The organism is Erwinia tasmaniensis Et1/99, assembly GCF_000026185.1.
GTDB classification, from domain to species: Bacteria; Pseudomonadota; Gammaproteobacteria; order Enterobacterales; family Enterobacteriaceae; genus Erwinia; species Erwinia tasmaniensis.
The window spans coordinates 3,501,037-3,515,537 of the sequence record NC_010694.1; the positions used below are offsets into that span (position 1 = coordinate 3,501,037).

A 14,501-nucleotide genomic window follows, 5' to 3' on the forward strand; every position below is an offset into this window, starting at 1 on the left:
GATAAAGGAATAAATACGAAAAATTGATGATAGAAAATCACCATAAAATCAGATAGATGCACAGGAGCATGTGATCTTTTGTTCTTCCTTGAAACGCAAAAGGGCCACCCCGGAGGGTGGCCCTTTATTCCAGACAAAAAAGCCCCGTGCTTTCGCACGAGGCTTTTCTGTTTATTTGATGCCTGGCAGTTCCCTACTCTCGCATGGGGAGACCCCACACTACCATCGGCGCTACGGCGTTTCACTTCTGAGTTCGGCATGGGGTCAGGTGGGACCACCGCGCTACAGCCGCCAGGCAAATTCTTTGTGCACGAAACGAATCTTTTTCACTGGTGCCGCGTTGGCCCAGCGCAAAATCTTTCGTTTCCGCTAATTCTTTTATCCGGTACAAGCTGAAAATATCTTTGCGTCTCTCAACACAACCCAGAACGCTTCTGGCGTTGTAAGGTTAAGCCTCACGGGTCATTAGTACCGGTTAGCTCAACGCATCGCTGCGCTTACACACCCGGCCTATCAACGTCGTAGTCTTCAACGTCCCTTCAGGACTCTCAAGGAGTCAGGGAAGATTCATCTCGAGGCAAGTTTCGCGCTTAGATGCTTTCAGCGCTTATCTTTTCCGCACTTAGCTACCGGGCAATGCCATTGGCATGACAACCCGAACACCAGCGGTGCGTTCACTCCGGTCCTCTCGTACTAGGAGCAACCCCTCTCAATCTTCCAGCGCCCACGGCAGATAGGGACCGAACTGTCTCACGACGTTCTAAACCCAGCTCGCGTACCACTTTAAACGGCGAACAGCCGTACCCTTGGGACCTACTTCAGCCCCAGGATGTGATGAGCCGACATCGAGGTGCCAAACACCGCCGTCGATATGAACTCTTGGGCGGTATCAGCCTGTTATCCCCGGAGTACCTTTTATCCGTTGAGCGATGGCCCTTCCATTCAGAACCACCGGATCACTATGACCTGCTTTCGCACCTGCTCGAGCCGTCACTCTCGCAGTCAAGCCAGCTTATGCCATTGCACTAACCTCACGATGTCCGACCGTGATTAGCTGACCTTCGTGCTCCTCCGTTACTCTTTAGGAGGAGACCGCCCCAGTCAAACTACCCACCAGACACTGTCCCCACGCCGGATCACGGCGCCAGGTTAGAACATCAAACGTTAAAGGGTGGTATTTCAAGGTTGGCTCCACGCAGACTGGCGTCCACGCTTCGAAGCCTCCCACCTATCCTACACATCAAGGCTCAATGTTCAGTGTCAAGCTGTAGTAAAGGTTCACGGGGTCTTTCCGTCTTGCCGCGGGTACACTGCATCTTCACAGCGAGTTCAATTTCACTGAGTCTCGGGTGGAGACAGCCTGGCCATCATTACGCCATTCGTGCAGGTCGGAACTTACCCGACAAGGAATTTCGCTACCTTAGGACCGTTATAGTTACGGCCGCCGTTTACCGGGGCTTCGATCAAGAGCTTCTCCTTGCGGATAACCCCATCAATTAACCTTCCGGCACCGGGCAGGCGTCACACCGTATACGTCCACTTTCGTGTTTGCACAGTGCTGTGTTTTTAATAAACAGTTGCAGCCAGCTGGTATCTTCGACTGGCTTCGGCTCCACGAGCTTGTCGCTTCACCTACGCGCCAGCGTGCCTTCTCCCGAAGTTACGGCACCATTTTGCCTAGTTCCTTCACCCGAGTTCTCTCAAGCGCCTTGGTATTCTCTACCTGACCACCTGTGTCGGTTTGGGGTACGATTGGTCGTTACCTGATGCTTAGAGGCTTTTCCTGGAAGCAGGGCATTTGTTACTTCAGCACCGTAGTGCCTCGTCATCACGCCTCAGCCTTAAAGAGTTCCGGATTTGCCTGGAACTCAAGCCTACACGCTTAAACCGGGACAACCGTCGCCCGGCTAACATAGCCTTCTCCGTCCCCCCTTCGCAGTAACGCCCAGTACGGGAATATTAACCCGTTTCCCATCGACTACGCCTTTCGGCCTCGCCTTAGGGGTCGACTCACCCTGCCCCGATTAACGTTGGACAGGAACCCTTGGTCTTCCGGCGAGCGGGCTTTTCACCCGCTTTATCGTTACTTATGTCAGCATTCGCACTTCTGATACCTCCAGCATGCCTCACAGCACACCTTCGACGGCTTACAGAACGCTCCCCTACCCAACAACGCATAAGCGTCGCTGCCGCAGCTTCGGTGCATGGTTTAGCCCCGTTACATCTTCCGCGCAGGCCGACTCGACCAGTGAGCTATTACGCTTTCTTTAAATGATGGCTGCTTCTAAGCCAACATCCTGGCTGTCTGTGCCTTCCCACATCGTTTCCCACTTAACCATGACTTTGGGACCTTAGCTGGCGGTCTGGGTTGTTTCCCTCTTCACGACGGACGTTAGCACCCGCCGTGTGTCTCCCGTGATAACATTCTCCGGTATTCGCAGTTTGCATCGGGTTGGTAAGCCGGGATGGCCCCCTAGCCGAAACAGTGCTCTACCCCCGGAGATGAGTTCACGAGGCGCTACCTAAATAGCTTTCGGGGAGAACCAGCTATCTCCCGGTTTGATTGGCCTTTCACCCCCAGCCACAGGTCATCCGCTAATTTTTCAACATTAGTCGGTTCGGTCCTCCAGTTAGTGTTACCCAACCTTCAACCTGCCCATGGCTAGATCACCGGGTTTCGGGTCTATACCCTGCAACTTAACGCCCAGTTAAGACTCGGTTTCCCTGCGGCTCCCCTATACGGTTAACCTTGCTACAGAATATAAGTCGCTGACCCATTATACAAAAGGTACGCAGTCACACCACGAAGGTGCTCCCACTGCTTGTACGTACACGGTTTCAGGTTCTGTTTCACTCCCCTCGCCGGGGTTCTTTTCGCCTTTCCCTCACGGTACTGGTTCACTATCGGTCAGTCAGGAGTATTTAGCCTTGGAGGATGGTCCCCCCATATTCAGACAGGATGTCACGTGTCCCGCCCTACTCATCGAACTCACAGCAAGTGCATTTTTGTGTACGGGGCTGTCACCCTTTACTGCGCGACTTTCCAGACGCTTCCACTAATGCACAAACTGATTCAGGTTCTGGGCTGTTCCCCGTTCGCTCGCCGCTACTGGGGGAATCTCGGTTGATTTCTTTTCCTCGGGGTACTTAGATGTTTCAGTTCCCCCGGTTCGCCTCATGCCACTATGTATTCATGACATGATAGTGCAACGGATTGCACTGGGTTTCCCCATTCGGGTATCGTCGGTTGTTGCGGTTCATATCACCTTACCGACGCTTATCGCAGATTAGCACGCCCTTCATCGCCTCTGACTGCCTAGGCATCCACCGTGTACGCTTAGTCGCTTAACCTCACAACCCACAAGCGTCCCGAAAGACGTGTTGTCGGCTGTAAGCATTTGAGAGACTCTAACGTATCGTTGATTTCATTCTTATTACGGAGAATGAATACGACACGTCGTTTCAATTTTCAGCTTGTTCCGGATTATTAAAGAGCATATATCTCAAACGTGACTCGCTTTCGCATAATCAGTTTTGAGATACGGGTGATAACGTCTTTCACTTCGTTATCGGTATGGCGTCCCCAAGGGGATTCGAACCCCTGTTACAGCCGTGAAAGGGCAGTGTCCTGGGCCTCTAGACGATGGGGACTCTGGTGTTCTTCGCTCATTACTTCTATCAGACAATCTGTGTGGACACTGCGCCGGAAGGTATCTTCAGGTAAGGAGGTGATCCAACCGCAGGTTCCCCTACGGTTACCTTGTTACGACTTCACCCCAGTCATGAATCACAAAGTGGTAAGCGCCCTCCCGAAGGTTAAGCTACCTACTTCTTTTGCAACCCACTCCCATGGTGTGACGGGCGGTGTGTACAAGGCCCGGGAACGTATTCACCGTAGCATTCTGATCTACGATTACTAGCGATTCCGACTTCACGGAGTCGAGTTGCAGACTCCGATCCGGACTACGACGCACTTTATGAGGTCCGCTTGCTCTCGCGAGGTCGCTTCTCTTTGTATGCGCCATTGTAGCACGTGTGTAGCCCTGGCCGTAAGGGCCATGATGACTTGACGTCATCCCCACCTTCCTCCGGTTTATCACCGGCAGTCTCCTTTGAGTTCCCGACCGAATCGCTGGCAACAAAGGATAAGGGTTGCGCTCGTTGCGGGACTTAACCCAACATTTCACAACACGAGCTGACGACAGCCATGCAGCACCTGTCTCACGGTTCCCGAAGGCACTAAGGCATCTCTGCCGAATTCCGTGGATGTCAAGGCCAGGTAAGGTTCTTCGCGTTGCATCGAATTAAACCACATGCTCCACCGCTTGTGCGGGCCCCCGTCAATTCATTTGAGTTTTAACCTTGCGGCCGTACTCCCCAGGCGGTCGACTTAACGCGTTAGCTCCGGAAGCCACTCCTCAAGGGAACAGCCTCCAAGTCGACATCGTTTACGGCGTGGACTACCAGGGTATCTAATCCTGTTTGCTCCCCACGCTTTCGCACCTGAGCGTCAGTCTTTGTCCAGGGGGCCGCCTTCGCCACCGGTATTCCTCCAGATCTCTACGCATTTCACCGCTACACCTGGAATTCTACCCCCCTCTACAAGACTCTAGCCTGCCAGTTTCGAATGCAGTTCCCGGGTTGAGCCCGGGGATTTCACATCCGACTTGACAGACCGCCTGCGTGCGCTTTACGCCCAGTAATTCCGATTAACGCTTGCACCCTCCGTATTACCGCGGCTGCTGGCACGGAGTTAGCCGGTGCTTCTTCTGCGGGTAACGTCAATCGACGGGGTTATTAACCCCATCGCCTTCCTCCCCGCTGAAAGTACTTTACAACCCGAAGGCCTTCTTCATACACGCGGCATGGCTGCATCAGGCTTGCGCCCATTGTGCAATATTCCCCACTGCTGCCTCCCGTAGGAGTCTGGACCGTGTCTCAGTTCCAGTGTGGCTGGTCATCCTCTCAGACCAGCTAGGGATCGTCGCCTAGGTGAGCCGTTACCCCACCTACTAGCTAATCCCATCTGGGCACATCCGATGGCGTGAGGCCCGAAGGTCCCCCACTTTGGTCCGTAGACGTTATGCGGTATTAGCTACCGTTTCCAGTAGTTATCCCCCTCCATCGGGCAGTTTCCCAGACATTACTCACCCGTCCGCCACTCGTCACCCAAGAGCAAGCTCTCTGTGCTACCGTTCGACTTGCATGTGTTAGGCCTGCCGCCAGCGTTCAATCTGAGCCATGATCAAACTCTTCAATTAAAAGTTCGATTTGCTGAAACAAGTTCAGCGATGCTCAATCGTAAAACGTCATAATGAATGTCATTATGTGTTCACTCATGAGGCTTGATATTTTTTTTGACACCCGGAGGTGTCTGATATCAATCCTGCGAGTGCCCACACAGATTGTCTGATAAATTGTTAAAGAGCGGTGCGAACAGTGCCGGAGCTTCCTGTCGCGAGGTGGCGTATACTACGCTTTCCTCCTTCGGAGTCAACCTCTTTTTGAGAAGTTTTTCCGGCGGTTCAGAACTTCCTGAACCTCTCAACACGCTGGCCTGTAAGCCGTTGTTCCGTGTCGATGGAGGCGCATTATAGGGATCCGAACTGAATGCACAAGCCTTTTTTCGATCTTTCTTTTTGACTGCTGGGTTTTCACTCTTTTTGCCGAGATCCCAGGCGATTCGCGTGATTTTAACGCATTTTCTACCTGTTTAATTGATCCTTGATCGTTCTCAGCGCTACGCTGCCCGGATCGTCCATATGGAGAGATCGCTATGAGCCACAACATTCGTACATATAAAGGAGCTCGTCCGCAGTGGGGTAACGGGGTAATGATTGATTCCACCAGCGTGGTAATTGGAAACGTGACGCTGGCGGATGATGTCGGCATATGGCCTTTGGTCGTTATCCGGGGTGACGTTAACCGTATTACTATCGGTAAACGCAGCAATATTCAGGATGGTAGCATTCTGCATCTTACCCATAAGTCTGCCGGTAATCCTGAAGGTCATCCGCTGGTGATTGGCGAGGAGGTTACCGTTGGACATAAAGCAATGCTACACGGCTGCACTATTGGTAACAGGGTACTGGTTGGAATGGGGTCGATCCTGCTTGATGGGGTGGTAGTAGAGGATAATGTGATGATTGGTGCAGGCAGCCTGGTTCCGCCGGGTAAACGTCTTGAGAGCGGCTATCTCTATCTGGGCAGTCCGGTAAAGAAAGTTCGCCCGTTGACGGAGGCAGAAAAAGACGGCCTGCTTTACTCGGCTAATAACTATGTCCGCTGGAAAGACGACTATTTATCTGAAGAAAGCCAGACCCAACCCTGATCATCTTCCTGCTGATGCTGAATGGCCCGTTCCGCCTGATCTTCCAGTTCCCAGCGGTTAAGGCGAAAGCAGGTCAATGCATCTCCCTGTGCATGAAAGCGGCGAAGTAACTCTCCGCCGCTGATCGCACAGGTTAACTGAAAGCCATTGGCCTGCGCGCTAAAACACACTGACTGCCTCGCCTCATCCCACCATTCGAGCTCCGGGAACTGAATAGACTGATTCACGCGCCCATCTCTGCTTTCAGTACGGCGATCGCTGGCGTGATTTGCGGCATTATCCCGTGCCATAGCATAAAGGAATGCGCGGCCTGCCCCACCAGCATCCCTAACCCATCAGCCATCTGGAAAGCTCCCTGCTGGCGGCACCAGTGCAGGAACGGCGTGTCGCCAGCCTGATAGAACATGTCATAGCAGCGGGTATGATCGCCTATCAGTCCTTCTGGAATATCGGGTATCCCTCCCCCTACTCCACTTGAAGTCGCATTGATCACCAAATCAAAACGCCCTGCGGCCAATTGCTCTTTCACCATTGAATCGATATGCCCGCTGTGCTTGAAAAGCTGCGCGAGATCTTCTGCTTTTTCCTGGGTACGGTTAGTCACGGTTAAACGACAGCCAAAGGAAAGCAGTGGAAGGATCACGCCGCGTGCCGCGCCGCCAGCACCGATCAACAGGATCCGGTCGTCAGGCTTGATCAGGTCTAAGCGCTCAAGATCGCTCAACAGGCCGATGCCGTCAGTATTATCACCAACTAATCGTCCATCATCCAGCTTCTTGAGCGTATTAACCGCCCCGGACAGCGCCGCACGCTCGGTCAGTTCATCGGCAAGCTTACAGGCCTGCTGTTTAAACGGCAGCGTCACATTGGCTCCCCCCCCATCTTTGGCAAAGAACGAACGCGCGGTCTGCTCAAATCCAGCCAGCGGTGCGCACAGGCTCTCATAAGGATGCGCAATACCGGTTTGTTCAGCAAACAGCTGATGGATGCGTGGTGATTTGCTGTGACCGATCGGATTACCGATGACGACGAAAGACGGCATAGTTTTCTCTATTATCCCTGGCGAATTAACTCGCCGGTTAACACATCGCGGATTTCTGATGGATTAAGGCGGCCACCGGTCTCGCCCATCAATACCGGGAAATCAGCGCCAAACTGCGCCAGCACCTCAGTCGCATGACGGCAGGGCGGCTGGCCGGTTAAATTGGCACTGGTTGAAACCAGAGGTTTACCAAAAGCATGGCACAAGGCGATGACATCGGGATGATCGCTGACGCGTACCGCCAAAGTGCTGAATCGCCCGGTTAACCAGATCGGTGTGGTCATGCGCGCAGGCAATACCCATGTTACCGGGCCAGGCCAGCGAGAGAACATGCGCGTCTTCTGTACAGCTGATAGCTTTTCGTCGGCAATATAAGGCATCAGCTGCTGATAATCTGCGGCAATCAGGATTAATCCTTTCTCGACGGGGCGCTGCTTCAACGCCAGCAGCCGCATCACCGCATTTTCACTGTCAGGATCGCAGCCCAGGCCAAAAACCGCTTCGGTTGGATAGGCAATGACTTTAGCCTGAGATAACTGGTCAACACACTGCGCCAACGAATCAGCCACGGGGTTCTTCTTCACTACGGTTTCCTGATGTTACGGGTTTGCCACAGGCTTTACTGGCGCAGAAACGCGTTATTCCTCTGGCCATTTTTTTCTCAATAAGCAGTGGAAACTGGCAAAATGCGCAGATACCTTCCACCGGCGTATAATTAACCGCAAACTGGCAGGCGGGATAGCGATCGCAGGCATAAAACGTTTTGCCATAGCGCGAACGACGCTGGATCAGTTTACCGTTCTGACACTGAGGGCAGGCAAGCGTGGTTTCATCCGGCTTATCGATTGTTTCGGTGTGTTCGCATGCAGGGTAATCACCACAGGCGACAAACATGCCGTAGCGTCCCTGACGAAGCACAAGCCCGCCGCCACATTGCGGACAGCGCTGCCCGTCGAGCACCTTAATAATGTGTCCTTCACCCTGGCTTTTCAGCGGTCGAACGAAGTCACATGCGGGATACTGTGAGCAACCAAGAAAAGCACCATGTTTCCCGGAGCGAATCGTCAGTTCTGCCCCACACTGGGGGCAGGGTTCATTTTTTCGCGCAGCGAAAAGCGCTGTTTTATTCATAACGTTGTTTTACACGAAGGCAATCTTCAGTGCAGCATTCCTTCATTGGCGTCGAAAAGTAGTTCTTCCATCTGCTGATAGGCATTTTCACATCCTGGGATATTAAACAACACCATCAGCACCACCCATTTGAGATCGTCCAGATCGAACTCGAGGGTATCAAGCGCCATGATACGTTCAATAACCATTTCGCGCGTTTCCAGATTCAGCACCTGGATTTGCTCCAGGAACAGAATAAAGCCACGGCAGTTGGCATCCAAACGCTGACCCTCTTCCTCGGTATAGATACGCATAGACAGCGGATCGCTTGTCAACAGAATCGGAGCGACCAGTCCGTCCTGATAATCTGCCAACTTTTCCAGCCAGTTCAACGCATTATAAATATCTTCACGATGAAAACCTGCATCAGATAAATCATCCGTCAACTTATCCTGATCCACACGCATTTCTACTTCATTGTGGATATAGGTTTCAAATAAGTACATGAGTACGTCGAACATGGCTTGCCCTCCTCAATCGGACATAGCCGCCGGGTACAGCTGCGATCCATCCTGCTAACTCCAACTCAAGCAGCTTCGCTACGATGGCTGGTACAGGTTGGCCGGCACGTTCAGCGACGACGTCAACAGGTGTAACCTCATCTCCTACGTTAGCCAACACATCGGGAAATGGCAATGGAGGATTGCTGCTCCCGGCTGAATTGTTTGTTACGGGGGCGAAAACGGGCAACCATGAAAGGCCGCTGTGCATTTGTTCTAAAATATTATTAGGATGCGCAACCAATAAAGCCCCCTGCTGGATTAGCCAGTGGGTTCCTTCACTGCCCGGATTACCCAACGCGCCGGGCAATGCATACACGTCCCGGTTCTGTTCCAGCGCCAGCTTTGCGGTCACCAGTGAACCGCTGCGTAACGTCGCTTCCACCACCAGAACCCCGCGGCTCAGGCCGCTAATAATCCTGTTGCGCCGCGGAAAATGCGCGGGCAACGGTTTGACCGATAATGGAAACTCAGAGACCAGCGCCCCACCGCAATCAATAATTTGCTGTGCCAGGAACTGATGCTGCCGCGGATAAATGGCATCCAGCCCGCTGCCCAATACCGCAAGCGTCTTTCCCTGCACTTCCAACGCCGCACGATGCGCAACGCCATCAATACCTGATGCCAAACCGCTGGTAATCGTCAGACCACTCAAAGCCAGCGCCTGACTGAACCAGCTGCCCCACTCCCGACCATAGTGTGAACAGTGTCGACTGCCAACGATCGCCAGCTGCGGTGATGCCAGTAATGTTGGATCGCCCGCGACAAACAGTATAAGAGGGAAGTTGCTGATGGTTTTCAACTGTTCAGGATAACAGGGGCTGTGCGGCGTCAAAAAAGAGCGCAAGGGGGATTCCAGCCAGCGAAAAGTTTGTACAATGATATGGGCATCGTAATCAAGGAACGCCTGCTGTTGCAAAGCCGACAGCCCCAACGATGCAAGATCACGGGCACCCGGAGAGGTAAAATCCAGTAACCTGCTCATCAAATCCAGCCGCTGCGAACTGGATAAACCGGTTACTCCTGTAAGCCTCAACGCACACTCGACTGGCGACATGATCTTCTCCCTGATTTTTGTCCCTTCTCCCTGAAGGTTAACGCCTGGAATGCTGTCAATCGCCGCGCGAAATGTCTACAATAAGGGGAATAAATCTCTCATCTCTTGAATACAGATCTGGAAAGTTATGTCCGTTTTGCAGGTATTACATTTTCCTGACGAGCGCCTGCGCATCGTTGCGAAACCCGTTAAAGAAGTAAATGCGAATATTCAGCGTATCGTCGATGATATGTTCGAAACCATGTACGCTGAAGAAGGCATTGGGCTGGCCGCGACGCAGGTCGATATCCATCAGCGCATTATCGTTATCGACGTATCAGAGGATCGTGATGAACGCCTGGTGTTGATCGACCCGGAGCTGCTGGAAAAAAGCGGCGAGACGGGCATCGAAGAAGGCTGTTTGTCTATCCCTGAACAGCGTGCGCTGGTGCCGCGTGCCGAGAAGGTCAAAATTCGGGCGCTGGATCGTGATGGGAACAGCTTCGAGCTGGAAGCGGACGGCCTGCTGGCCATTTGTATTCAGCATGAAATGGACCACCTGGTCGGCAAGCTGTTCATTGATTACCTGTCGCCAATGAAACGTCAGCGCATCCGTCAGAAGCTGGAAAAATTGTATCGCCAGAGTGCACGCGACTGAGTGCGTTGACTGAAGGGTAAAACGTGTCTGAATCATTGAAAATCATTTTTGCCGGCACTCCCGACTTTGCAGCACGTCATCTTGACGCGCTGCTTTCCTCCGGGCATCAGGTGGTTGGCGTTTTCACCCAACCAGACCGACCGGCGGGTCGGGGCAACAGGGTTACCGCAAGCCCGGTAAAACAGCTGGCAGCACAGCACAACATACCGGTCTTTCAACCTGAATCGCTGCGTTCTGAAGAAAATCAGCAGAAGGTTGCCGCTCTGAACGCCGACGTGATGGTGGTCGTTGCCTACGGGCTGATCCTGCCTAAACTCGTCCTGGAGATGCCTCGCCACGGCTGCATCAACGTGCATGGCTCTCTGCTGCCGCGCTGGCGTGGCGCAGCACCTATCCAGCGCTCGCTATGGGCGGGTGACGCTGAGACTGGCGTGACTATTATGCAGATGGATATCGGACTGGATACCGGCGATATGCTGCACAAGCTGTCCTGCCCGATCGAGGCCGCTGATACCAGCGCCACCCTGTACGATAAATTGGCCGATCTCGGCCCCGCGGGTTTGTTAACCACGCTGGCGCAGCTGGCAGACGGCAGCGCCCGGCCACAGGTGCAGGACGAATCTCTGGTTAGCTACGCGGAAAAGCTCAGTAAAGAAGAGGCCCGCCTCGACTGGTCGCTTTCCGCACAGCAGCTGGAACGCTGTATCCGTGCCTTTAATCCCTGGCCCATAAGCTACTTTGTGATTGATGAGCAACCGGTGAAGGTATGGAAAGCTTCCGTGCTGCCAGCTGTCAATGGCCATCAGCCGGGCGAGATCCTGCAGGCCAATAAGCAGGGTATTCAGGTTGTCACTGCCGATGGCGTGCTGAATATCGAAGAGCTACAGCCTGCGGGTAAAAAGGCAATGAAGGCTCAAGACCTGCTCAATTCCCGCCGTGAATGGTTTACCCCCGGCAATATTATTGCCTGATACGTTGCCCGGCCACGCAGCCGGGCCATCGTCAAAATTGTGAATCCCAATGAAAAAAATGACTAATTTACGCTGCATCGCTGCCCAGACGATTGAGAAGGTTGTCGAACAGGGTCAGTCGTTAAGTAACGTTCTGCCTGCTGCACAAAAAAGCGTTGGCGACAAAGATGCCGCTCTGCTGCAGGAACTTTGCTACGGCGTGCTGCGTACCCTGCCGCAGCTGGAGTGGGTTATCGGCAGGCTGATGTCGCGTCCGATGACCGGCAAACAGCGAGCGGTCCATTTCCTGATCATGGTTGGACTCTATCAGCTGATGTTCACTCGCATTCCGGCACACGCGGCGCTGGCAGAAACGGTGGAAGGTGCCGTGGCGCTTAAACGCCCACAGTTGAAGGGGCTGATTAACGGCGTCCTGCGCCAGTTCCAGCGTCAGCAGGACGAACTGATGCAGCAAATGAACGATGGCGACCAGCAGTACCTGCACCCGAAATGGTTACTGGAACGTCTGAAGCGCGCCTGGCCGGCACAGTGGAAGCAAATTGTGGATGCGAATAATCAGAGGCCGCCGATGTGGCTGCGCGTCAACCGTCAACACCATAGCCGGGATGCCTGGCTGACTCTGTTAGAGGAGAGCGGCAAACAGGCTTTTGCTCATCCTCAACACGGCGATGCGCTACGGCTGGAGTCACCCTGCGCCGTAGGCCAGCTCCCTGGGTTCGACCAGGGCTGGATCACCGTACAGGATGTCTCTGCTCAGGGATGCGTGGCGCTGCTCGCCCCGCGAGATGGTGAGCAGATACTTGACCTTTGTGCTGCTCCCGGCGGCAAAACCACGCATATACTTGAGGCTGCACCGCAGGCGAAAGTGATGGCGGTGGATGTCGATGCTCAACGCCTGGCAAGAGTTAGCGAGAATCTACAACGGCTTACTATGCAGGCAGAGGTTAAGCAGGGCGATGGCCGTACACCTGCTGCATGGTGCGGTGATACTCAGTTCGATCGTATCCTGCTGGATGCTCCCTGCTCTGCCACCGGGGTGATCCGTCGCCATCCCGATATTAAATGGTTACGACGCGATCGCGATATCGCGGAGCTGGCAGCCCTGCAACAGCAAATACTGGATGCCGTATGGCCACATTTGAAGCCGGGAGGCACGCTGCTGTACGCAACCTGCTCGGTGCTACCTGAAGAGAACCATGTGCAGATAGGTCAGTTTTTACAGCGCCATGCAGACGCCACGTTAATTGAAACAGGCGATCTGACTCAGCCAGGCATTCAGGTCTTCCCACAGGCGGACGGTGGTGATGGTTTCTACTACGCGAAATTGGTAAAACAGTGACAGAGGTGGTGCGCTACGCTGCACCACAATCGAAGCCAAACCAACAGGCTGAAGCTCAATGAAAATTATCATTCTTGGTGCAGGACAGGTCGGCGGTACGCTTGCTGAAAATCTGGTCGGAGAAAATAACGATATTACCTTGGTTGATACCGATACGTTGCGCCTGCGTCAACTACAGGATAAGTTCGATCTGCGCGTTGTCCAGGGGCACGGCTCTCATCCACGCGTTCTGCGGGAAGCCGGCGCGGAGGATGCGGATATGCTGGTGGCGGTGACCAGCTCCGACGAAACCAATATGGTAGCTTGTCAGATCGCCTATTCACTCTTCAACACGCCAAACCGCATCGCTCGCATCCGCGCGCCGGATTACATACGCGATGCCGACAGACTGTTTACTCCTGAAGCGGTGCCTATTGACCATCTTATTTCTCCCGAACAACTGGTTATCGACAATATCTATCGACTGATTGAATACCCTGGAGCTTTACAGGTGGTCAATTTTGCCGAAGGCAAAGTCAGCCTTGCGGTGGTCAAAGCCTACTATGGTGGCCCGCTGGTGGGTAACGCCCTGTCCGTAATGCGTGAACATATGCCGCACATTGACACCCGCGTTGCCGCTATTTTCCGCCAGGATCGTCCAATTCGTCCTCAGGGTTCAACCATTATCGAAGCGGGCGATGAAGTCTTCTTTATCGCCGCCAGTCAGCATATTCGCGCCGTGATGAGTGAATACCAACGTCTGGAAAAACCTTATAAGCGCATTATGATCGTCGGCGGGGGGAACATTGGATTCGGCCTGGCCCAACGGCTGGAAAAAAATTACAGCGTCAAGCTGATCGAACGCGATAAGCAGCGCGCCGCCGAGCTGGCAGAAAATTTACAGAACACTATTGTTTTCTACGGCGATGCTTCCGATCAGGAATTGCTCGCGGAGGAGCACGTCGATCAGACCGATCTGTTTATCGCCATCACCAACGATGATGAAGCCAATATCATGTCGGCGATGCTGGCAAAGCGGATGGGGGCGAAAAAAGCAATGGTACTCATCCAGCGCCGCGCCTATGTCGACCTGGTACAGGGTAGCGTGATCGATATTGCAATATCCCCGCAGCAGGCAACAATTTCTGCTCTGCTCGGGCACGTCCGTAAAGCGGATATCGTCGGCGTGTCTTCACTGCGCCGTGGTGTAGCCGAAGCTATCGAAGCTATCGCGCATGGTGAAGAATCCACCTCAAAAGTTGTTGGCCGCCAGATTGATGACATTAAGCTACCGCCGGGGACTATCATTGGGGCGGTAGTGCGTGGGGATGACGTCATGATTGCCAATGACAATCTTCGCATTGAGCAAGGTGACCACGTGATTATGTTCCTTACCGACAAGAAGTTTGTGCCTGATGTAGAAAGACTTTTCCAGCCAAGCCCGTTCTTCCTTTAATCCTGGTTTTATCAGCTTC

General features: G+C 53.4%; 11 protein-coding genes, 1 tRNA gene and 3 rRNA genes. 5 read left to right on the forward strand and 10 right to left on the reverse strand.

Features of this window, described 5'->3' with window-relative positions; genetic code table 11:
* Nucleotides 1-180: 180 nt before the first annotated feature.
* From rrf to ETA_RS16820, 4 genes are all read right to left on the reverse strand, one after another.
* Nucleotides 181-296, reverse strand: a 5S ribosomal RNA gene (gene rrf / locus ETA_RS16805).
* Nucleotides 297-444: 148 nt separating this feature from the next.
* Nucleotides 445-3,351: ribosomal RNA gene (locus ETA_RS16810) — 23S ribosomal RNA — on the reverse strand.
* A 224-nt stretch (nt 3,352-3,575) separates the two neighbouring features.
* A tRNA-Glu gene (locus ETA_RS16815) sits at nt 3,576-3,651 on the reverse strand.
* 70 nt (nt 3,652-3,721) lie between these two features.
* A 16S ribosomal RNA gene (locus ETA_RS16820) occupies nt 3,722-5,261 on the reverse strand.
* Together the 16S, 23S and 5S rRNA genes with 1 tRNA gene alongside form the textbook arrangement of a ribosomal RNA operon.
* A gap of 515 nt (nt 5,262-5,776) precedes the next feature.
* Here ETA_RS16820 and ETA_RS16825 point away from each other — a divergent pair.
* The gene (locus ETA_RS16825; RefSeq protein ID WP_012442817.1) at nt 5,777-6,331 is read left to right on the forward strand and encodes a gamma carbonic anhydrase family protein; all 555 of its coding nucleotides are present in this window, start codon (nt 5,777-5,779) and stop codon (nt 6,329-6,331) included.
* Here ETA_RS16825 and ETA_RS16830 read toward each other — a convergent pair.
* The 6 genes from ETA_RS16830 to dprA are packed head-to-tail and all read right to left on the reverse strand — an operon-like array spanning nt 6,298 to nt 10,100.
* Nucleotides 6,298-6,558, reverse strand: a complete 261-nt coding sequence (locus ETA_RS16830) for a DUF1488 family protein (RefSeq protein WP_012442818.1) — start codon at nt 6,556-6,558, stop codon at nt 6,298-6,300. The two genes, ETA_RS16825 and ETA_RS16830, sit on opposite strands and share 34 nt — an antisense overlap.
* On the reverse strand, nt 6,555-7,373 hold the full coding sequence (gene aroE, locus ETA_RS16835; RefSeq protein ID WP_012442819.1) for a shikimate dehydrogenase: 819 nt from the start codon (nt 7,371-7,373) through the stop codon (nt 6,555-6,557). The genes ETA_RS16830 and aroE overlap by 4 nt, the downstream gene beginning before the upstream one ends.
* An 11-nt stretch (nt 7,374-7,384) precedes the next feature.
* On the reverse strand, nt 7,385-7,957 hold the full coding sequence (gene tsaC, locus ETA_RS16840) for an L-threonylcarbamoyladenylate synthase type 1 TsaC (protein WP_042959184.1): 573 nt from the start codon (nt 7,955-7,957) through the stop codon (nt 7,385-7,387).
* Complete coding sequence (locus ETA_RS16845) at nt 7,935-8,504, reverse strand: DNA topoisomerase family protein (protein ID WP_042959185.1); 570 nt, start codon at nt 8,502-8,504, stop codon at nt 7,935-7,937. The genes tsaC and ETA_RS16845 overlap by 23 nt, the downstream gene beginning before the upstream one ends.
* Nucleotides 8,505-8,530: 26 nt before the next feature.
* Nucleotides 8,531-9,004 carry a DUF494 family protein Smg gene (gene smg, locus ETA_RS16850; protein ID WP_042959186.1) on the reverse strand — a complete coding sequence of 158 codons (474 nt, stop codon included), beginning with the start codon at nt 9,002-9,004 and terminating at the stop codon, nt 8,531-8,533.
* Nucleotides 8,976-10,100 (reverse strand): DNA-protecting protein DprA, encoded by a 1,125-nt coding sequence (gene dprA, locus ETA_RS16855; RefSeq protein ID WP_012442821.1) that lies wholly within the window; start codon nt 10,098-10,100, stop codon nt 8,976-8,978. Before dprA ends, smg begins: the two co-directional genes overlap by 29 nt.
* A gap of 127 nt (nt 10,101-10,227) precedes the next feature.
* Here dprA and def point away from each other — a divergent pair, with 127 nt between their 5' ends.
* From def to trkA, 4 genes are read left to right on the forward strand one after another with little or no spacing between them, the layout of a single operon-like run.
* Nucleotides 10,228-10,737, forward strand: coding sequence for a peptide deformylase (gene def, locus ETA_RS16860; RefSeq protein WP_012442822.1), 510 nt, complete (start codon nt 10,228-10,230; stop codon nt 10,735-10,737).
* Between the two features lie 23 nt (nt 10,738-10,760).
* Nucleotides 10,761-11,708, forward strand: a complete 948-nt coding sequence (fmt, locus tag ETA_RS16865; RefSeq protein WP_012442823.1) for a methionyl-tRNA formyltransferase — start codon at nt 10,761-10,763, stop codon at nt 11,706-11,708.
* A 49-nt stretch (nt 11,709-11,757) separates the two neighbouring features.
* A complete protein-coding gene (gene rsmB / locus ETA_RS16870; protein WP_012442824.1) occupies nt 11,758-13,047 on the forward strand; it encodes a 16S rRNA (cytosine(967)-C(5))-methyltransferase RsmB in 1,290 nt (429 codons plus the stop codon).
* A 58-nt stretch (nt 13,048-13,105) separates the two neighbouring features.
* Complete coding sequence (gene trkA / locus ETA_RS16875; protein ID WP_012442825.1) at nt 13,106-14,482, forward strand: Trk system potassium transporter TrkA; 1,377 nt, start codon at nt 13,106-13,108, stop codon at nt 14,480-14,482.
* Nucleotides 14,483-14,501: the final 19 nt, after the last annotated feature.